Raw genomic sequence first — 20,076 nt, 5'->3', positions numbered from 1 at the left:
AAGGCTCACGTCCTGATTCTTCAATTGCGCGCTGGCTGCCTGCGCAACACACTGCAGTTCCAACATGTCCAGCACGGGGAACGCAGTGGTACTCAACGGTCAAGGGAAAAGGGTGTTCATCCAGGAAGTCGCCACGCGCGATGGCTTTCAGATTGAACCGCGCATGGTTCCGACCCAAGACAAGATCGCGCTTATCGACCGGCTGAGCCAATGCGGGCTGAGCAAGATCGAAGTCACCTCGTTCACCTCGCCCAAGGCCATCCCGACGCTGGCCGACGCGGAAGACGTGATGCGCGGTATCGCGCGCGTGCCCGGCGTCACTTACGCCGCGCTCGTGCCGAATATGCGAGGCGCCGAACGTGCGGTGGACTGCGATGTCGACGAGTTGAACCTCGTGATGTCGGTAAGCGAAACGCACAACCTCGCCAACCTGCGCATGACGCCGGGGCAGTCGTTCCAGCAGGCTGCGCAGGTCGCGGCGGCAGTCCGTTCGAGCCGCACGTCGCTCAACCTTTCGCTCTCATGCGCGTTCGGCTGTCCGATGGAAGGCCAGATCCCCACTGACACCGTGCTGACCTGGGCGGCACGGGCCGTCGAAGCGGGCATCGGCGGCATCACGCTGTGCGACACCACCGGCATGGCCTGGCCCAGCCAGGTGTTCGCGCGGTGCAGTGCATTCCGGCTGGCGTTCCCCCAGACCACGCTGACCGTGCACTTGCACAACACGCGCGGCATGGCACTTGCCAACGTGCTGGCCGCGCTGCAGGCGGGAGTCGATCGCTTCGATGGCGCGCTCGGCGGCCTGGGAGGCTGCCCCTACGCGCCCGGTGCCTCGGGCAACGTCTGCACCGAAGACATGGTGCACATGCTTGAACTCCTGAACTACGACACTGGCACCAACCTTGGCGCCCTGCTGGAGGCTTCGCGACTGTTGCCGGGCCTCATCGGTCATGACACCAACGGTCAGGTCGCCAAGGCCGGACGCACCCACGATCTGCACCCCACGCCCGACTATGTTGAGACGGCCCGGCAGCACGCCCTGTCGAAAGCACCGGCTTGAGTTTCTTGACGGCCGGTCGTCATGGGTTCCGTGCCGTTCGGTATGATCCCGCCTGTAATCATTTGAATACAGGAGGACATCATGGGCGAAGCCAAACGACGCGGCTCTCAGGCCGACCGCATTTCTCAGGCGCACGCCCGGCTGGACGCGCTGCGTCCTGAAAAGCTGGTCTGCGGTGCCTGTCAGACCGCCTTTACCGAATTTGAAGGCATGGAGCCGCGCGACATGCCCGGCATCCACGCCATTTTCGGCGGCGAATGTCCGAACTGCGGCGAGAGCGTGATCTCGTTCAACGGCGAGCCCGAAGCCGTGGCCGCCGCCATGCTAGCGTACAAGGACGCCATGGAAGACGCCAAGCTCGGCGCGCAGACGCAAGAGGGCAAGCACGTGCCCTACGTCGACGAAGAAGACAAGCCCACCCAACACTGAAGCCGCCATGCAGAACACGCCAACGCGCCGCTACCGTCACTACAAGGGCGGCGAATACGAATGGCTGTGCGAGGCCACATACGAGCCGGATCCCGCCATCAGGATGACGGTCTATCGCGCCGCCAACGGCACGATTTGGACACGGCCATCGACGATGTTCCACGAGATGGTTGAAGTCGACGGCCGGCAAGTGCCGCGCTTCGCGCTGATGGACTGAATGCTGGCGGAAACCGTCTCCTTGCGAGCGGGCCTTCGGGCCCGTTTTACGTATTGGCGCGACGGCAGCGGTGCTTGGGCGGCGCGCAACGGCCATCAACCCGGCGCGGCCCGTTTCTGGCGCTTGAACCAGGCATGCCCGCCCGGCGCCCGGTCGCGAAATTCGAAGGTGATGCGCACGCGCCGCGAGACCTGCACGTAGACGCCGCACGTCAGCGTCAGTGCCACCGCAACGGCAACGCCGTCGATGAGAGTTGAACGCGCCCCTGGAACGCCGCCGGCCATGAGCATCAGTCCGATCAGCGGCGGCAGCAGCGCCATGTGCACAAGCATGGCCGGCCGGAACGCGCTGTCGTGCGTGGTAGCGAGCACCAGGACCGTCACGCAGGAAATCAGATAAAGCAGCGTAGTCAGGTTGATCGCCCCGCTGCCAGGCGCGTTGGCATTAAATAGATCGGCGCCTGCCAGTTGCAGCGCATCCATCGACAGCCCCTGCCAGAACACCCACGTTGGCCCGGCAATGGCAATGGCCAGCACCCACGGCAGCCATCCGGCAATGCCGTACAGCGGATGTTGGCCCGCTGCGATCGGGTCGATGTCGACCCAGCGATGCGTCAGCATGATGCACCCCCAACAATGCGCGTCCGTTCTGATGACGGTTGCTTTCGGCAAGCGCCGGCGGCGTCTGCCTCCCCTGCCCTCTAGCTTAGGTCGCCGCGCAATGCGCGCAATGCAGGAGGAACCCTGAGCGCACAATCGGATTGCGCTACCTCAACTGCCGCCCAACTAGCGGCGGAACAGCCGGAGGCGGTCCGGATCGTAAAGCGGGTCGGGCGTAATCTGCGTCAGTTGCAGGACGCCGGCGGGGTCGAAGTAGAAATGCATCAGCGACGGCCAGACGTCGTCTGCCTTGAAGCGGTACGACCAGACCAGCCGGTCCATGCGTGGGAAATACGCGGTTTCGACCGGCTGACCGAAATGCCGCAGCACGTCATCGCGGGTCCAGACGCCGATCTTGGCCTGGGCAAACTCGAGGCTGCTCAGGACTTGCTTGAAGGCGACGAGCTTGCCGCCGGCATCAAAGTCGGCCGCGTAGGTGAACTGCCCGTACGGTTTGGTCGGATAGAGCCAGCGGGTGCCGCCATCGAGCGGATAGGTTTCGCGCGGCGGCCCGAATTGCGCCTGCACGGCGGGCTCGTCCGCACCCACCAGCCGCTGCCCCTTGGTGACGGGGGACTCCAATACTGCACATCCTGCCGTCGCCGCCACGACAATCGCTACCGCCAGCCAACGCATCGCCCGCATCACAATGGTCCCTGTTGCACTGAGTGAAGCGCGTAGTTTACCGCCGCGTTTCAGCAGTGCGCGCGAGTAGCGGTGCGATGTCGACGTGGGCCGCGGCCAGCCGCGCATCGGCGTGCGGCAATCGCGGAATCGTGCCCAGATGCGGTGCGTTGATCCAGCGGCGCAGCGTGGCGACATTGTCGTCAAGCCCCGCCATGGACGGGTCGACCACGTTGCCGACCCAGCCGGCCAGATGCAGCCCGCGCGCGGCAATCGCCTCGGCAGTAAGGGCGGCGTGATTCAGGCAGCCTAGGCGCAACCCGACAACCAGCACCACCGGCAAGCCCAACGCCACGGCCATCTCAGCCGTATCAAAGTCGTCCGACAGCGGCACGCGAAAACCACCAACGCCCTCCACCACAACGGCATCCGCCAACGATCTGGCGTGTGCAAACGCATCGAGAATCGGCGGCAGCGTGATCGTCACGCCTTCGCGCGCGGCAGCCAAATGCGGAGACATCGGCGCGTCGAGCAACCATGGGCAAACGGTGTCGAACGGCAGATTGACTGACGCGGCGGCGCGCAGTTGCTCGACGTCTTCGTTGGTGCGCGTGGGCGCGCCCGCCAGCGTGCCTGCCGCAATCGGCTTGAGGCCCGCGGCACGGTAGCCGGCGTCGGCGAGCCGGGTCAGCAATACCGCGCTGACGAGCGTCTTGCCGATCTCCGTATCGGTGCCGGTGACAAAGCAATCGAAGCGTGCGGGCATATCAGGCTGCCTTGGCCGGCTGCAGCGATTGGCCGGCCGCTTCCAGCGCCTGCGCAAGCCGTTCGATGTCTGCATCGGTATGTGCCGCTGACAGCGTGATGCGCAAGCGTGCCGTTCCTGCAGGCACCGTCGGCGGGCGAATCGCGGCGATGCGGATGCCTTCGTGTTCGAGCGCGGCGGCCAGCGCCAATGCGGGTGCGTTCTCGCCAATCACGATCGGCTGAATGGCCGTGGGCGATGGCATCCATTGCCAGCCGAAGCGCGCAGCCAAACGCTGCGCGTGCGCACTCCACACGGCGATGTGGCGATCGAGGCGGGCGCGGCGTTCATCCCCCTCCTCGCTTGCGATCAGGTCCAATGCCGCTTCCACCGCACACGCAATGCCCGGCGGCGTGGCCGTTGTGAAGATGTACGTGCGTGCGCGCTGCACCAGCCAGTCAATCACCAGCCGATGTCCGACGATGGCCGCGCCCGAGCCGCCGGCAGCCTTGCCGAACGTGCCGACATAGATGATGCGCTGTGAGTGCAGCCCGAAATGAGACAGCACACCCGCACCGTTCTCGCCCAGCACGCCCAGACCATGGGCGTCGTCCACGATCAGCCAGGCGTCGTAGCGTTCGGCCAGCGCAAGCAGTTCGGGCAGCGGTGCGATGTCGCCATCCATGCTGAACACGCCATCCGTGACGATCAGCTTGTTGCGACTGGTGCTCGCGGCCAGAAGCGCTTCCAGCGCAGCGAGGTCGACGTGCGGATAGACCTTGATCGGCGCCCGCGACAACCGCGCACCGTCGATGAGCGAAGCGTGGTTCAGCGCATCGGAAAAGATCGTGCATTCCTCCGCCGGCCGGATGCCGCCAGCCTGCGCCATGGCACTCACCACGGCCAGATTGGCCATGTAGCCCGTGCAGAAGAACAGCGCATCCGCCTCGGGAATGTGTTCGCCTTGCAGCGCAGCCATGCGTGCTTCCAGCCGCGCGTGCGCGATCGAATGGCCGCTGACCAGGTGCGATGCGCCGCTGCCGAAGCCATATTGCTGTGTGCCCTGCGTCATCGCCTCGACCAAGGCCGGATGCGCTGCCAGGCCGAGATAATCGTTGCCGCAAAAGCCGAGAATGTCGCGCGGCGCTTCACCGGGCACGCTGATGCGCTGGCTGCGGTCGGTCGGGCTGTACGCGGTGCGGCGCACGCGGCGCAGGTGCGCGGCGTCGATAGCAGCTAGGCCCGCCTGCAGGTCGTCAAGCAATCGCATAGGTGTGTCCCTCTGTTTCGCCCGTGGCTTGGGCCAGCGTGTCTTCAAGCGTCTGCAGCGTGCGTTCGACCAGCGTGTCGGTCTCTTCATCGCTCAGCACATATGGCGGCAGCAGATAGACGGTGTTGCCGATCGGGCGCAGCAGCAGCCCGTGCGTGCGCGCCGTGAGCGCAAAGCGCTCGGCAAAGCGTGCACCGGCCACGTCCGGGTGCACGTCGAACGCGGTGATCATCCCGGTCTGGCGCAGATGGGCAAAACGCGCATCGTGCGACAGTGGCGCCAGGCCCTGAGCGATGCGTGCCGCGGTTACGCGATTGCGCGCAAAGACGTCTTCTTCAGCAAACAGATCGAGCGTGGCCAGTGCCGCGCGGCACGCCAGCGGGTTGCCGGTATACGAATGCGAATGCAGGAAGCTGCGTACCGGCGCATCGTCGTTGAACGCGTTGTAGATGACATCGCGCGAGAGCACGATCGACAGCGGCAGATACCCCCCGCTGATGCCCTTGGACAGGCAAAGCAGGTCCGGCCACACGCCAGCCTGCTCGCATGCGAAGAATGTACCGGTGCGGCCGCAGCCAACGGCAATTTCGTCTGCAATCCAATGCACGCCAAACTCGTCGCACAGCGCACGCACGCCGCGCAGATAGCTCACGTCGTGCATGGCCATGCCGGCCGCGCACTGCACCAGCGGCTCGATGATGACGGCGGCGATGGTGCCCGCGTTGGCGACGAGGCAATCGCGCAGTGCGGCCAAGGCGCGGTCGGCCACATCAGCGGCGGTTTCGCCGGGGCCGGCCAGGCGTGCGTCGGGCGATGGCACGCGGTGCGACTGCAGGATCAGCGGGTCATACGCATCGCGGAAGACCGCAACATCGGTCACGCCCAGCGCGCCGAGCGTTTCACCGTGGTAGCCGTGTTCCAGGCAGATAAAGCGATTGCGGGCGCCCCGCCCTGCATTCCGATGCGCGTGGAAGCTCATCTTGAGCGCAATTTCCACGGCAGAGGCGCCGTCTGAGCCGAAGAAGCTGTGGCCCAGCACGCCGCCCGTCAGATCGATCAGGCGCTCGGCCAACTCCACAGCCGGGCGATGTGTGGCGCCCGCCAGCATGACGTGCTCCAGCGAATCGAGCTGCGTCTTGAGCGCAGCGTTGATATGCGGATTGGCGTGGCCGAACAGGTTGACCCACCACGAGCTGGTGCCGTCCAGGTAGCGCTTGCCGTCAAAGTCGATCAGCCACGGGCCCTGGCCGCGCGCGATCGGCAGCGGCGGCATGGCATCGAGCCGTGCGTTCTGCGTGCACGGATGCCAGACGGCCGCGCGGCTGCGCGCCTGCCACGCCGTGTTGGCCGAGCAGGCACCTTGCGCGCCGGCAGCCGGCACAGGAATGGGGGGATACGCCATACGAACCTCCAGTCAACAACACCGGCCCGCATCATGCTGCAAAGCGGAACCGGCACATGGCGGCGTATGGTAGGTGCCTTGCGGATCAAACGACAAGCGGACAGATCAACGCTTTTTGTCGGCGAAATCATTGCCAATGCACGATGATGAGCGCTTTATCCGCAGATGTGCCGTGTCCTGCTTCGATCTCGCAGGGAAAAAATTTTTGCGAGGCGCGATTTTTGTGGCTTATGAGGCGCCTTTTCCCGCCCGGCCTTACCGTGGCGCCATATCAGCCGCGTGTGATATTCAGAATGTACTGAAAGTACGGCTTGCTTCATTGCTCCGTCCTAGGGATAACCCTATACTCGGGAAAACCCTAGATAACGCACTGAGAGAAAACATCATGATCCAGCAAGCCTATTACACCCCCAAGTTCGCCGGCCAAGCCCAAGCCACTCGTCGCCCGTCGCTGCTGCGCGCAGTGTTCAACTATTTCCGCAAAGGTTGGGATAACAACCTGGTGTACGCTGAAGTGGTTGGCAAGTCGGGCTCGTACCTGGGCTAAGACAGGTACGCCATCACGGCACACATGACAAAACGGCGCATTGGCGCCGTTTTTGTTTTGGAGCGCGCTATCGCTGCGCCGGCCTCAAGACAAGCGCCGCCGCCGAGCCGATCACAATTCCCCAGAATGCCGAGCCCAACCCGAACAGCGTCAACCCGGACGCCGTCGCCAGGAAGGTGATGATCGACGCCTCCCGGTGCTCGCCATCTTCGATCGCCCCCATCACGTTCGAGGCGATAGCGCCAATCAGCGCCAGCCCGGCCAGGATGGCCACGAACGGCTTGGGCAGCGCCGCAAACAGCATCACGATGGCACCCGCAAACGTGCCGCCAATCAGGTAGAACACTCCGTTGGCGATACCGGCCACGTAGCGCCTGGACGGGTCGTCATGTGCATCCTTGCCAGTGCACAACGCGGCAGTGATCGCGGCGATCACGATGGTGATGCCGCCGAAAAACGCCACGCTGATCGATGCCACGCTGGTGGCCGTCATGATCGGCTTGGCCGGGATGTCGTACCCGGAGCCGCGCAGCACCGCCATGCCGGGCAAAAACTGCCCCGTGAGGCTGACGACGACGAGCGGGATGGCCAGGCTCAGCGTCGAACTCAGGGCCCAGTGTGGGGCGATGAAGACCGGATGGGTGAATTCCAGCGTGACACCGTCAAAATGCGTCAGCCCCAGGGGCATTGCCAGCGCAATCCCGGCCAGCAATACCACGACGATGCAGTAGCGCGGCCACCAGCGCCGGCCCACCACGTAGATGGCGATCATGGAAAACGCCAGCACCGGCATGGCAGAAGCCGCGGCAAACGCGTGGGTACCGAACTGGAACAGGATGCCCGCCATCATGCCCGCGGCGATGCCCTTGGGAATCAGCCGCATGAGCCGGTCGAACGTGCCCGACACGCCGATCAACAGAATGACGACGGCCGCCGTGATGTACGCCCCCACCGCTTCATTGAGCGACAGCCCCGGGAACAGCGATACCAGCAACGCCGTCCCCGGCGCCGACCACGCCGTTACCACCGGGGCTTTCCACCGCCAGCTCGCGTAGATGCCGGACACCGCCGCGCCAATGGAGATCGCCCAGACCCACGACGCCACCATCGCATCCGGCACATGCGCGGCCTGCGCCGCCTGGAAGAAGATGACCAGCGGCCCCGCATACGAAATCAGCACGGCCAGGAACCCCGCCGCGACGGCCGAGAGGGACCAATCGGACAGCGCCCCGCGCGAGGCCGTTTGCGTGCTCGATGGATGCATCGCTGGTGGCAGATCAGCGCGCGATGACCGAGGCCGACCGCTGGTGGTTGATGAACGCCACGGCAATCGTCGCAATCACCGCCGGCACAGCCATGGCGAAGAAGTTGTGGTGCAGCGGTAGCGCCATCCCCACCAGCATGCCGATGACGATGGGAGCGAGGATGGCCCCGCTGCGCCCGACGCCCGATGCCCAGCCGATGCCCGTGGAGCGGATGCTCATCGGATAGAACTGCCCGGCATAGGCGTACGTCACGATCTGCGTGCCGATGGTGCAGCCGCCGGCCACGGCCACCAGCACGTACAGCGCCTCGGTTGAAGTCTTGATGCCGAGCAATGCGATCGACACCGCCGCCAGCGCATACATGGCCATCAGCACGTATTTGATGTTGAAGCGATCAGCCAGCCAGCCGCCGCCGATGGCGCCGAGCATGGCCCCGAAGTTCAGCACCAGCACAAAGGTGAGCGCCGAACCCAGGCTGTAGCCCGCCGACGCCATCAGCTTGGTCAGCCACGAGCTGAGCGCGTAAACCATGAACAGGCACATGAAGAAGGCAATCCAGAACATCGCCGTGCTGAAGCCGCGTCCGTCCTGGAACAGCCTGCCCAGCGGCGCTTCGTTGCCGCGATCGGCTTCGGGCAGGATGAAGGTGTCGCCTGGCTGAGGCGCATCGTTTGGGTTGAGCCGGCGCACGATGTCACGCACCGCATCGAGCTTGCCGGTGCGCAGCAGGAACGGCATCGATTCCGGCATCCACCGCAGGATCGCCGGCACCAGCAGCACGGGCAGCACAGCCGCGATGAACACCGATTGCCAGCCGTAGTGTTCCAGCAGACCCTTGCCCAGCAGCGCCGCCAGCATGCCGCCCACCGAATAGCCGCTGAACATGAGCGTGACGAGCGTGCTGCGCGCCCGGCGCGGCGAGTACTCCGTCATCTGCGCCACGACGTTCGGCATCACACCGCCGATACCGAGGCCCGCCAGGAAACGCGTCACGCTGAAGGTGACCGGGTCCGTGGAGAAACCCGCTGCCGCCGTAAAGACGCTGAACAGCACGATGCACACGGCAATCGCCCAGCGGCGGCCGATACGATCCGCAATCGTGCCCAGAAAGATCGCGCCGAACATCATGCCGAACAGTGCCGCGCTGACCATGAAGCCGGCGCTGGTGGGCGTGACGCCCATGTCCTTCATGATGGACGGCAGTGCAATGCCCGCGATGGCAAGGTCGTAGCCGTCAAAGATGATGATGAGCGCGCACCAGAACAGTGTGATGGCATGGAAGCGGCCGAACCGGGCGTGGTCGGCCACTGCGTGCAGGTCAATCTGACGCATGGGTGGTCTCCTTTGGGGTTTTTTTTGAAGGCGTGAGCGCCTTTCTTATGCTGGGTTGGCTTCTTCGACTGATGGCGCGCTCTGTTGGCGCTTCAAACCTTCAACCCAGGTCTCCGCCGCCGACGGGCAGTACCGTCCCGGTGATGTACGAGGCCTCATCTGACGCGAGGAACAGGATCGCCCGCACCTGCTCGTCGATCGTGCCGTAGCGGTGCATCAGGCTGCTGGCGAGGGTCTGGTCGACGATGCCCTGGTACCAGACGGTTTCCTGCTCCGACATGGGCGCCGCGTTGCGCGGGATCTTGCGCGGCGGTGCCTCCGTGCCGCCCGTGGCGACGGCGTTGACGCGAATGTTGTCGTCCGCATGTTCCAACGCCAGACTCGCGGTGAGCGCATTGACGCCGCCCTTGGCCGCCGAGTACGGAATCCGGTAGATGCCGCGTGTAGCGATGGACGACACGTTCACGATCACGCCCTGCTTGCGCTCGACCATGTGCGGCAGCACCGCGCGGCAGCACCACAGCGTCGGAAACAGTGAACGGCGGATCTCCGCCTCGATCTGCGCCTCTTCATAGTGCTGATACGGCTTGGCCCAGATGGTGCCGCCGACGTTGTTGATGAGCACGTCGATGCGGCCGAACGCGCCAAGCGCAGTCTGCACGGCATGCTGGGCACCGGCGTAGGTTTCGAGATCAGCCGTGGTGGCGTGGGCGTGGCCGCCCGCTGCCGCAATCTCGGCCTGCACTTCGTGGACGAGTTCGGCGCGGTCCACCAGCAGCACGTGCGCCCCCTCTTCTGCCGCAGCCACTGCCACGCCACGGCCGATGCCCTGCGCTGCGCCCGTCACCACGACGGCCTTGCCTGAAAATCGTTGCGTGCTCATGCCGCCTTCGCCTCCGGTACTGCATTGGGCGTGAACTTCTCGTAGTGGAAGCTCTTGGGTTTCACGCCTTGGTCGTCAAAGTACTTGCGCACGGCGTCTACCATCGGCGGCGGCCCGCACAGGTAGACATCAACGTCGCCATCGTTCAGCGCGTTGGCCGGAATGTGCTGCGTCACCCAACCCTTGCGCGGATGATTCGACGCGGCGTCGGCGACGACGGTGGCGTAGCTGAAGTTCGGCAACCGCGCCACATAGGCATCGATCGCGTCGACCTGTACCAGGTCGAGATCACGGGTCACGCCGTAGATCAGATGCACGTGCTGCTGCGAGTTGCTGCGCGCCAGCACTTCGAGCATCGACAGGAACGGCGCAAGGCCGGTGCCGCCGGCCAGGAACAACAGCGGCCGCTGCACATCACGCAGGTAGAAGCTGCCCAGCGGCCCCTGCAAATCGAGCTTGTCGCCCGGCTTTGCGGCTTCGAGCCAGGTGCTCATCACGCCGCCGGGAATCTTCTTGATCAGAAAGCTGATCTTCGTTTCACCGGGCGCTGAGGAGAACGAATACGAGCGGTGCTGGCCGCTTCCCGGCACACCGATGTTGACGTACTGGCCGGGCAGGAACACCGGCGCCGTGGCATCCACGTCCAGCTCGAGCACCACGGCGGCATCGTTGTGCAACTCGACGTTCGACACCGTTGCGCCGAACGTGCTCTGCCCCGTTTTGCAGGCGGTCGACGAGGTCGGCACCGCGATCACGCAATCGCTTTGCGGCACCATCTGGCACGTCAGCACAAGGCCGGTGTTCTTCTCGTCTTCGGTCAGGGCGTCTTCAATGTAATCGTCGCCAAGGTCGTAGGTTCCGCTCTCGGCGCGGCACTTGCAGGTCCCGCAGACGCCATCGGAGCAATCCATGGGCAGGTTGATCTTGGCGCGGAAGGCGGCATCGAGCACCTTCTCCCCCGCTTTGCAATCGATGAAGCGGGTCACGCCGTCTTCGAAGTTCAATGCGACTGTGAAACTGGACATGGAATACCTCACTGCCTTGGATACGGGTGTGCTCGTCAGACGTGATAGACGTCGAGCACCTGCCGGATGTAGTCGTTCTTCAGGACGATCTTCTTGGATGCGATCAGGAAACCTTCGCCGGCGCGGCGCAGGGTGACGAACATCGTGCCGAAGAAGTGATCGGTGGTTTTGTATCGGTGGCTGAGTGTGTGAAAGTTGTAGCGCACGTCGACTTCATCGCCGCGTTCGGCCAGGACTTCCACGTTGGTGACGGTGTGGCTGGTTCGCGGTTCCGGCGTGGACGCGCCGCTGCGCTCGGTCTTGATACGGAAGACGCGATCCTCCAGCCCGCAGCGATTGGCGTAGTACATCAGCGAGATCTGGCTTTGCGGGTCGTCGGTCAGCTGGTCATCGTCATCCCATGCCGGCATCCAGTAGGTGACGTCCTCCGCGTAGCACTCCAGCCAAGCGTCCCACTGGCGGTCGTCGAGCAGCCGCGCTTCACGGTACAGAGCCGCGCAGATGTTGTGGTAATTGGAGCTCATGCCGCCACTCCTTCGCTTTCTTTCTTCAGAGCCTCGCGCATGACTTGTACCCAATATTCGTGCTGGCAGACGAACAGCCCCTCGTCTTCACTGCGTTCACCCGAGATAAGCGGCTTCAGGCCCATCTTGGTGGCGTTCTCGTCGGGGCCGTGCACCCACAGCGGTGCGCCGCGCGACAGGTCGTTCCACAGCGCAGTGGTGCCGGCATAGCCGTTCTGGCAGGCGCGGAACTCTTCGAGGTCGTCGGCGGTGCCCATGCCGGTGACGTTGAAGAAATCCTCGTACTGGCGGATGCGCGTTGCGCGGTCGGTCGCGCTCTCGCCCTTCGGCGCGAAACAGAAGATCGAGACCTCGGTCTTGTCGACACTGATCGGGCGTACCACGCGAATCTGCGTGCTGAACTGATCCATCAGGAACACGTTCGGATACAGGCACAGGTTGCGGGTCTGGTTGACGATGAAGTCCGCTTTGATGTCGCCTACGCGCGCCTTGATTTCGTCACGGTGCGCATAGACGGGCCGCACTTCCGGGTTCATCGTCCTGGTCCACAGCAGGATGTGGCCATGCTCGAACCCGTAGACGCCCGCCACCGACTTGCTCCAGCTGTTCGCATCCACGGCCTGGGTGCCACCTTCCTTGCGCCGGCCCATCGTTGCGGCGTAGTTCCAGTGCACGGTGCTGACGTGGTAGCCGTCGCAGCCGTTCTCCATCTGCATCTTCCAGTTGCCGTCATAGACGTACGTGGAGTTGCCGCGCAGCAATTCCAGGCCTTCGGGCGCTTGGTCGACGATCTGGTCGATGATCACGCGCGCTTCGCCAAGGTAGGTTTCGAGCGGTTGCACATCGGCGTTGAGGCTGCCGAACAGGAAGCCGCGATAGTTCTCGAACCGCGCGACCTTTTTCAGATCGTGCGACCCGTGCGTGTTGAACTGCACCGGATACTCGGTGGTCTTCTCGTCCTTCACCTTGAGCAGCTTGCCGGTGTTGGAGAACGTCCAGCCGTGGAACGGGCACGTGAAGCTGCCCTTGTTGCCGTGCTTCCGACGGCAGAGCATCGCGCCCTTGTGTGCGCAGGCGTTGATGACCGCGTTCAGCTCACCCGTCTTGTCGCGGGTGATGACGATCGGCTGGCGACCGATCCACGTGGTGTAGTAATCGTTGTTGTTCGGAATCTGGCTTTCGTGCGCGAGATACACCCAGTTGTTCTCGAAGATGTGCTTCATCTCCAGTTCGAACAGATCGGGGTTGGTGAAGATGTCTCGGCGGCAGCGGAAGATGCCCGCCTCTTCGTCATCCACCACCGCGGTTGAGAGCAGGTGATCCAGTTCGTTGGCTTTGTCGATCAAGGCGGACATGGTCGTCTCCACGTTGAGGTCTTGGGTCTCAGGCCTCGGCCGAAGCACGCAGGCGGTTCACGCGCTGGTTGTCCTTGCCCTGCACCAGCGGCGTCAGCACGACGTTGAATTCGATGTCCTTGTACGCATCGGTCTTGAGGTCGAATGCGGCGCCGCCGGTTTTATCAACCACGTGCGGAATCAGTTCTTCACGGGTGGCGTAGGCAAAGTCGTCCCAGATCAGCGGGTCGCCTTCGATGTTGAATTGCGTCGTCAGCTTGCGGTGGCCATCGCTCGTGACGAAGAAGTGCACGTGCGCCGGCCGGTTGCCATGGCGGGCCAGTCCGTTCAGCAGTTGCTGGGTCGCACCCGCTGGCGGGCAGCCGTAGCCCACGGGCATGAGCGTGCGGAATTCGTATTTGCCGTCGGCACCGGTCCGGACCGCGCCGCGCAGGTTGAACGGGCTCTGCTCGCCGGTCGGGTCAAAGTGCGAGTAGAAGCCGTTCGAATTCGCATGCCAGCACTCGACCAAGGCGCCGGCGACCGGCTTGCCGTCCTGGCCGGTTACCGTGCCGTGAATGATCAACGGGCCTGCGGCGGGGTCCGGATCAACGTCGATGCGGGACACGCCATCGCGCACCGTTGCGCCCGCCACGTACAGCGGGCCTTCGATCGTGCGAGGCGTCCCGCCATTGAGACCAAGCGCCTCATCGGCGGCGTCCATGCGGATGTCGAGATACTTCTCCAGGCCCACGCCGGCAGCCAGCAATGCAGCCTCTCCGTCCTGGCCAAGCTTGTTCAGATAGTTGATGCCGGCCCAGACTTCATCCGGCGTGATGTCGAGATCGTCGATGGCCTTGAACAGGTCCGCCAGCAAGCGGTGGGTGATCTGCTTCAGGCGGGCGTTACCTTCGTTGCCATCCAGGTTGGTAGCGGCCTTCAGCAGGTCCTGCACTTCTTTCGTTTGGAATACGCGCACGTTCATGATGGGTGTCTCCACGTGGTTTTCTAGGGAATGTCTCAAGCGTCGTCGCTGTGAACTGACGACGGATGACGGCACAGCGGTGTCACGGAAATCTCCATGTACGGAAACAGCGGCAGCGCCGTCAGGATGTCGTGCAGTTCAGCATTGCTCTGCACGTCGAAGACGCTGTAGTTCGCGTACTCGCCAACCAAGCGCCAGATGTGGCGCCACTTGCCGCTGCGCTGCAGATCTTGCGAGTAGGCCTTTTCGCGCGCCTTGATCTCGTTGGCGACATCGGCGGGCATGTCGGCCGGCAGGCGGACATCCATGCGGACGTGGAACAGCATCGTGGTTTCCTTGGCGGTGTCTTGGTAAGGCGGTTGTTATTGGCGGCGCAGGCGCGCCAGCTTGTCGTGATCGATCTCGATGCCCAGGCCGGGGCCGGTCGGCACCTGCAACATGAAGTCGCGGTATTGCAGCGGCTCGGTCAGCAGTTCTTGCGTGAGCAACAAGGGGCCGAACAGCTCGGTGCCGAACTGCAGCTCGCCAAAGGTGGAAAACACGTGGGCCGACGCTGCTGTGCCGACTGCCCCTTCCAGCATAGTTCCGCCGTAGAGGCTGATGCCCGCAAGCTGCGCGATGGCGGCGACCTGCATGGCCGGAACCAACCCGCCGGACTGCGCGATCTTCACGGCAAAGACGTCGGCGCTCGCGCTGCACGCCAGTTCGAAGGCATCCAGCGGACCGTGCAGTGCCTCATCGGCCATCATCGGCACGGCGAACTGGCGGGCGAGGCGCTCCAGCGCGGCGCGGTTTTCTGCGCGCACCGGTTGCTCGATCAGGTCGATGCCGCCGGCCTGCAACGCGGCGATGCCATTGGCGGCGTCGAGCTCGCTCCAGGCCTGATTGACGTCCACGCGCACGCTCACGGCATCGCCCAGCGCCCGTTTGATGGCCAGTACATGGGCCACATCGTCTGCTACCGGGCGCAAGCCGATCTTCAGCTTGAAGATGCGGTGGCGGCGCTCAGCCAGCATCGCTTCTGCCTCGGCAATGTCCTTCTTCGTGTCGCCACTGGCGAGCGTCCAGGCCACCGGCAGCGCATCGCGTAGCCGGCCGCCCAGCAGTTCTGACAGCGGCACACCAAGCCGGCGGGCCTGCGCGTCCAGCAGCGCTGTTTCCAGCGCGCACTTGGCAAAGCGGTTGCCCTGGATGGTCTTGCGCACGCGAGCCATGGCTGCCGCCACATTGCGCGCCTCCATGCCGATCAGCAGCGGCGCGATGTGCGTGTCGATGTTGACCTTGATGCTCTCGGGGCTCTCTTCGCCGTAGTTGAGGCCGCCAATAGTGGTGGCCTCGCCCCAGCCTTCGATGCCGTCTTCGCAGCACACTCGCACGAGGACGAGCGTCTGCGTGTGCATGGTGGCGACGGACAGTTTGTGCGGACGGATGGTGGGCACATCCACTAGAATTGCCTCGATCGAGCGAATCATGTTTTCCAGGTATCAGAAGAACTGCTATCAACGTGGGAACCAGATTACGCAGCGCGAATTGTCACGTCCAACACTGATTTAGTATCAGTTTCATACTCCAGAGGTATAAGAATGGAGCTACGCCACCTTCGCTACTTCGTTGCCGTCGCTGAAGAGCTGAATTTCACCCGTGCCGCTGAACGGCTGCACATCGCGCAGCCGCCGCTCTCGCGGCAGATTCAGCAGTTGGAAGAGGAAGTCGGCGTGCTGTTGTTCGAGCGCGGCAGCCGCCCGCTCAAGCTGACCGAAGCCGGCCGCTTCTTTCACGCGCACGCGCGGCAACTGCTCGCGCAGACGGCCGAACTCGCCTCGATGACACAGCGCGTCGGCCAGATCGAGCGGCGCCTGTCCATCGGCTTCGTGGCATCAACGCTGTATGGGATGCTGCCGAAGGTCATCCGGCGCTTTCGCGCGGAGTACCCGATGGTCGATCTGACCATGCACGAGATGACGACCATGGACCAGATCCAGGCGCTCAAGGACGGCCGCATCGATGTCGGGTTTGGGCGCATACGCTATGAAGATCCAAACGTGCGACGCATCCTCCTGCGCGATGAACGGCTGATCGTCGCGCTGCCGTCCGGCCATGCGCTGCTGGACGGCAGGACAACCGCATCCCTGCGCGACCTTGTCGGCGACACGCTCATCATTTACCCGCGCACACCGCGTCCGAGCTATGCCGATCAGGTGCTCGCCCTCTTCCACGATCGCGCGCTGGAACCCAGCAAGATCTACGAGGCACGGGAATTGCAAATTGCCTTGGGGTTGGTCGCCGCAGGCGAAGGGGTATCGGTGGTGCCGCGCAGTGTGGCGGGCCTGCGGCGCGAAGATGTCTGCTACATGGAACTCGACGATCCGCAATTGGTCTCGCCCATTATCTTCAGCGCGCGGCTGCTCGATGAGTCTGAAGACATCCAGGCCATGCTGGCGCTGACGTATCGGTTGTACGACGAGCAGAAAATCCCGTATTACGTGCCCTCGTAAGGCTTGCAATGGCGGCTCCCAAGTTACAAGCCGCTGGACACGACGGCCGCATGGGCTAGATTGAAGCAAGGCGCCCGTTCGCCTGCGATTGGAGCGCAAGCGAGTGAAAAGAATACGCCGCCCCATCATCATCAAATTGGTCGTCGTCGTGGCGCTGGTGCTTGCGATGGCCGCCTTGCTTGTCGCGCACGAATTCCGCACCTCCGCCTGGCAAGCCCGCTACTTCGCGCAACTGGCGAAGTCGCAAACCTTTCCCATCAAGCCCGGGCCGAACAATTCGGCCCGCTATCCAAACTCCGGCCCCTACGACCTGCGGCTCGGCTATCACGATCTCCCCACCTTTCTGGACCGCCTGCGCTCGCGCGGCTACATCGTCGCCCAGCAGGCCGTGCCATCCAAGGAGATGGTCGCGCGCATGGACAGCGGCATGAATCCGCCCTATCGCGAGAAGGACCAGGCTGGCCTGGAATTGCTCGATGACGATGGCCGCCCGATCTACCGCGTGCGGCACCCCGAACGCGTGTATGACAGTTTCGCGTCGGTGCCGCCGCTGCTCGTCAACTCGCTGCTGGCGATTGAAAACCGCACGCTGCTGCAGACCGAATACCCCAAGCGCAACCCGGCCGTGGAGTGGTCGCGTCTCGCGCGCGCCGTCTGGGACCGTGCCCTTCACGCGGTCGACCCGGCGCATGAATCGCCGGGCGGTAGCACGCTCGCCACGCAAATCGAGAAGTACCGCCACTCGCCCGAAGGCCGCACCGAATCGCCCAGCGAAAAGCTGCGGCAAATGTTCTCCGCATCCGCCCGCGCTTACCTGAACGGCGAAGACACCACTGCAGCGCGCCACCAACTCGCGGTCGATTACCTGAACACCGTGCCACTGGGCGCACGCGCCGGCTTTGGCGAGATTCAGGGGATTGGCGATGCGCTGTGGGTCTGGTACGGACGCGACTTCGCCCAGGTAAATGCATTGCTCGCGGCCCAGTCGGCCGCGCCGCTCGCAGACCGTGCGCTGGCCTACAAGGAAGCGTTGAGCCTGCTGGTCTCGCAGCGGCGGCCGTCGTATTACCTTGAGAACCTGGATGAGCTGGAGACGTTGACCAACGCCTACCTGCGCGTGCTGGCCGCGTCCGGCGTGATTCCGCCCGCGCTGCGCGATGCGGCGATTGCGCAGTCGCTCAAGCAGCAGGCGCTGAACACGCGCGTGCCGCCCCCGCCGCTGGAGCATAAAGGCACGAACGCCGTACGCGTGAACCTGGCGGGCATGCTTGGCATCTCGCGCATGTATGCGCTCGACCGGCTCGACCTGACCGCAAGCAGCACGCTGGACGCGCCGTTGCAGCGCGATGTCTCATCTGAGCTGCGCAAGCTGCGCGACCCGGCCCGCGCCAAGGCCGCCGGCCTCGTCGGCGACAAGATGCTGGAGCGCGGCGACCCGGGCGGCGTGACCTACAGCTTCACGCTCTACGAACGCGCGCAGGGCGGCAACCGCGTGCTGGTGCAAGCCGATACGTTCGACAAGCCGTTCGATATCAACGAGGGCGTCAAGCTGGATCTGGGCTCAACGGCCAAGCTGCGCACGCTGGTGACGTACCTTCAGATCGTGGCCGAGTTGCAAAAGCGCTACGCCGATCAACCTGTGGCGGCGCTGCGCAAGGTCAACATTCCCGTGCAGAACCCGATCGAGCGCTGGGCTGTCGACTACCTCGCCCACACGCAAGACCGGTCGCTCACGGCGATGCTCGATGCATCGATGGAGCGCAAATACTCCGGCAACGCCGGCGAGTGGTTTGCCACCGGCGGCGGCATGCAGAGTTTCGAAAACTTCGAGAAATGGGAGGGCACCCAGAACTTCACGGTGCGCGAGGGGCTCAAGCACTCCGTCAACCTCGTCTTCGTCCGGATCATGCGCGACATCTCGCGCTACTTTCAGCACCAGTTGCCCAATGCGGGCGCCGAGGCGTTGACCAACCCCGATTCCCCACAGCGACAGGTCTACCTGCAACGCTTTGCCGACCGCGAAGGCAAGCTCTTCATGGGCCGCTTCTATACCAAGTACAAAGGCAAGACCGACCGGGAGCGTGAAGCCATCCTAGTGCAAAGCACGCGCGCCACGCCGGTGCGGCTGGCTACCATCTACCGCAGCATCGACCCGGAGGCCGGACCAGGAAAACTCGCTGCATTCATCCGCAGCTACCTGCCAGGCGCGAAGCTCGATGAGGCCGAACTCACCAACCTGTATGAGAAGTATTCCGTCCAACGCTTCGACCTGGCCGACCGCGGCTACATTGCCCGGCTGCATCCGCTGGAGCTGTGGCTGGTGGCGTATCTGCGGACCCATCCTCAAGCCACGCTCACGCAGGTGAACGAGGCAAGCGCAGATGAGCGCCTGTCCGTCTATAAATGGCTGCTGCAATCGCACCGCAAGGCCGCGCAAGACAAGCGCATCAAGCAGATGCTGGAGATCGAGGCGTTCCAGCAGATTCACGCGATGTGGAAGCGGCTGGGGTATCCGTTCGAATCGTTGGTGCCCTCATACGGCACGGCCATCGGCGCATCGGCAGACCGGCCGGCATCGCTGGCGGAGTTGATGGGCATCATCGAAAACGACGGCATCCGCCTGCCCAGCGTACGCATCGACCGCCTGCGCTTCGCCGCCGACACGCCTTACGAAGTCATGCTCTGCCGCGACCCCAACGCCGGAGAACGCGTGCTGCCGCCCGAGATTCCACCCTTGGTCAAATCCGCGCTGGCCGGCGTCGTCGAAGGCGGCACCGCCAAGCGTATCTCCGGCACGTTCATCCAGAAGGACGGCAAACCCATCGCCATCGGCGGCAAGACCGGTACCGGCGACAACCGCTTCAAAACCTTTAGCCGCGGCGGCGGCCTTATCTCCGAGCGGGTCGTCAGCCGCTCCGGCGCGTTCGTCTTCTATCTGGGAGACCGCTACTTCGGCACCGTCGTCGCCTACGTAGCCGGCGCAGACGCGGCCAAGTACAAATTCACCAGCGCCCTGACGGTGCAAGTGCTCAAGGTCCTGGCGCCCACGCTGATGAACCACCTGGACCTGCAAGACGAGGCGCCAGCCTTCAACTGCAAAATGCCGCAGGCCACGGCGCCGGAACAGAAGCTGGATTGAGCAAAGTCTGCACAACCGACGGCGACAACGCAGGCCGCCAGACGGTGTGGCCGTACCCTGCCCTAGATGGCGCCTTGAATTTCTGTTGCAGGGAGAAAAAAGGAAGGAGGCTTGTCTGAGCGCAGCGAGTTTGCCTCCCTT

20 protein-coding genes are annotated in these 20,076 nt (G+C 64.0%); 6 read left to right on the top strand and 14 right to left on the bottom strand.

What is annotated here, in order from left to right:
- The first annotated feature begins 64 nt into the window (after positions 1–64).
- The 3 genes from BEK68_RS00325 (at position 65) to BEK68_RS00315 (ending at position 1,706) form a co-directional block, all read left to right on the top strand.
- Positions 65–1,060, top strand: a complete 996-nt coding sequence (locus BEK68_RS00325) for a hydroxymethylglutaryl-CoA lyase (RefSeq protein ID WP_012435516.1) — start codon at positions 65–67, stop codon at positions 1,058–1,060.
- Positions 1,061–1,141: 81 nt separating this feature from the next.
- Positions 1,142–1,489, top strand: coding sequence for a hypothetical protein (locus BEK68_RS00320; RefSeq protein WP_004626854.1), 348 nt, complete (start codon positions 1,142–1,144; stop codon positions 1,487–1,489).
- A gap of 7 nt (positions 1,490–1,496) precedes the next feature.
- The gene (locus BEK68_RS00315) at positions 1,497–1,706 is read left to right on the top strand and encodes a DUF1653 domain-containing protein (protein ID WP_004626853.1); all 210 of its coding nucleotides are present in this window, start codon (positions 1,497–1,499) and stop codon (positions 1,704–1,706) included.
- Between the two features lie 95 nt (positions 1,707–1,801).
- Here BEK68_RS00315 and BEK68_RS00310 read toward each other — a convergent pair whose 3' ends face one another.
- The 5 genes from BEK68_RS00310 to bioA form a co-directional block, all read right to left on the bottom strand.
- Complete coding sequence (locus BEK68_RS00310) at positions 1,802–2,326, bottom strand: hypothetical protein (protein ID WP_012435515.1); 525 nt, start codon at positions 2,324–2,326, stop codon at positions 1,802–1,804.
- A gap of 165 nt (positions 2,327–2,491) precedes the next feature.
- Entirely contained in the window at positions 2,492–3,010 is a 519-nt protein-coding gene (locus BEK68_RS00305; protein WP_012435514.1) for a hypothetical protein, read from the bottom strand.
- A 37-nt stretch (positions 3,011–3,047) separates the two neighbouring features.
- Positions 3,048–3,755 (bottom strand): dethiobiotin synthase, encoded by a 708-nt coding sequence (bioD, locus tag BEK68_RS00300; RefSeq protein ID WP_012435513.1) that lies wholly within the window; start codon positions 3,753–3,755, stop codon positions 3,048–3,050.
- A 1-nt stretch (position 3,756) separates the two neighbouring features.
- Positions 3,757–5,004 (bottom strand): 8-amino-7-oxononanoate synthase, encoded by a 1,248-nt coding sequence (bioF, locus tag BEK68_RS00295; RefSeq protein ID WP_012435512.1) that lies wholly within the window; start codon positions 5,002–5,004, stop codon positions 3,757–3,759.
- Positions 4,991–6,406 carry an adenosylmethionine--8-amino-7-oxononanoate transaminase gene (gene bioA / locus BEK68_RS00290; protein WP_012435511.1) on the bottom strand — a complete coding sequence of 472 codons (1,416 nt, stop codon included), beginning with the start codon at positions 6,404–6,406 and terminating at the stop codon, positions 4,991–4,993. The genes bioF and bioA overlap by 14 nt, the downstream gene beginning before the upstream one ends.
- Before the next feature lie 385 nt (positions 6,407–6,791).
- Here bioA and BEK68_RS25655 point away from each other — a divergent pair, with 385 nt between their 5' ends.
- Positions 6,792–6,953, top strand: coding sequence for a hypothetical protein (locus BEK68_RS25655; protein WP_012435510.1), 162 nt, complete (start codon positions 6,792–6,794; stop codon positions 6,951–6,953).
- A 67-nt stretch (positions 6,954–7,020) separates the two neighbouring features.
- Here BEK68_RS25655 and BEK68_RS00285 read toward each other — a convergent pair whose 3' ends face one another.
- The 9 genes from BEK68_RS00285 to BEK68_RS00245 form a co-directional block, all read right to left on the bottom strand.
- Positions 7,021–8,217 (bottom strand): benzoate/H(+) symporter BenE family transporter, encoded by a 1,197-nt coding sequence (locus BEK68_RS00285; protein ID WP_004626846.1) that lies wholly within the window; start codon positions 8,215–8,217, stop codon positions 7,021–7,023.
- 13 nt (positions 8,218–8,230) lie between these two features.
- Positions 8,231–9,550 carry an MFS transporter gene (locus BEK68_RS00280; RefSeq protein ID WP_004626844.1) on the bottom strand — a complete coding sequence of 440 codons (1,320 nt, stop codon included), beginning with the start codon at positions 9,548–9,550 and terminating at the stop codon, positions 8,231–8,233.
- 100 nt (positions 9,551–9,650) lie between these two features.
- Positions 9,651–10,433, bottom strand: a complete 783-nt coding sequence (locus BEK68_RS00275) for a 1,6-dihydroxycyclohexa-2,4-diene-1-carboxylate dehydrogenase (RefSeq protein WP_004626842.1) — start codon at positions 10,431–10,433, stop codon at positions 9,651–9,653.
- Positions 10,430–11,458, bottom strand: a complete 1,029-nt coding sequence (gene benC, locus BEK68_RS00270; protein WP_012435509.1) for a benzoate 1,2-dioxygenase electron transfer component BenC — start codon at positions 11,456–11,458, stop codon at positions 10,430–10,432. The genes BEK68_RS00275 and benC overlap by 4 nt, the downstream gene beginning before the upstream one ends.
- A gap of 35 nt (positions 11,459–11,493) precedes the next feature.
- On the bottom strand, positions 11,494–11,982 hold the full coding sequence (benB, locus tag BEK68_RS00265) for a benzoate 1,2-dioxygenase small subunit (protein WP_004626838.1): 489 nt from the start codon (positions 11,980–11,982) through the stop codon (positions 11,494–11,496).
- Positions 11,979–13,337, bottom strand: a complete 1,359-nt coding sequence (locus BEK68_RS00260; RefSeq protein ID WP_004626836.1) for a Rieske 2Fe-2S domain-containing protein — start codon at positions 13,335–13,337, stop codon at positions 11,979–11,981. The genes benB and BEK68_RS00260 overlap by 4 nt, the downstream gene beginning before the upstream one ends.
- Before the next feature lie 28 nt (positions 13,338–13,365).
- Positions 13,366–14,301 carry a catechol 1,2-dioxygenase gene (gene catA, locus BEK68_RS00255; protein WP_012435508.1) on the bottom strand — a complete coding sequence of 312 codons (936 nt, stop codon included), beginning with the start codon at positions 14,299–14,301 and terminating at the stop codon, positions 13,366–13,368.
- Between the two features lie 35 nt (positions 14,302–14,336).
- Entirely contained in the window at positions 14,337–14,627 is a 291-nt protein-coding gene (gene catC, locus BEK68_RS00250) for a muconolactone Delta-isomerase (RefSeq protein WP_004626833.1), read from the bottom strand.
- A gap of 36 nt (positions 14,628–14,663) precedes the next feature.
- Positions 14,664–15,773, bottom strand: a complete 1,110-nt coding sequence (locus tag BEK68_RS00245; protein WP_012435507.1) for a muconate/chloromuconate family cycloisomerase — start codon at positions 15,771–15,773, stop codon at positions 14,664–14,666.
- Between the two features lie 111 nt (positions 15,774–15,884).
- Here BEK68_RS00245 and BEK68_RS00240 point away from each other — a divergent pair, with 111 nt between their 5' ends.
- Together BEK68_RS00240 and BEK68_RS00235 are read left to right on the top strand one after the other, a co-directional pair.
- On the top strand, positions 15,885–16,796 hold the full coding sequence (locus BEK68_RS00240; RefSeq protein ID WP_012435506.1) for a LysR family transcriptional regulator: 912 nt from the start codon (positions 15,885–15,887) through the stop codon (positions 16,794–16,796).
- A 103-nt stretch (positions 16,797–16,899) separates the two neighbouring features.
- The gene (locus tag BEK68_RS00235; protein WP_012435505.1) at positions 16,900–19,935 is read left to right on the top strand and encodes a transglycosylase domain-containing protein; all 3,036 of its coding nucleotides are present in this window, start codon (positions 16,900–16,902) and stop codon (positions 19,933–19,935) included.
- Positions 19,936–20,076 lie beyond the last annotated feature (141 nt).

Origin of the sequence: Ralstonia pickettii (genome assembly GCF_001699815.1) — a bacterium.
In the GTDB taxonomy this organism is placed as follows: domain Bacteria; phylum Pseudomonadota; class Gammaproteobacteria; order Burkholderiales; family Burkholderiaceae; genus Ralstonia; species Ralstonia thomasii.
Note: the sequence above shows the minus strand (reverse complement) of the source record. Positions and strands in the feature narration are given on the sequence as shown.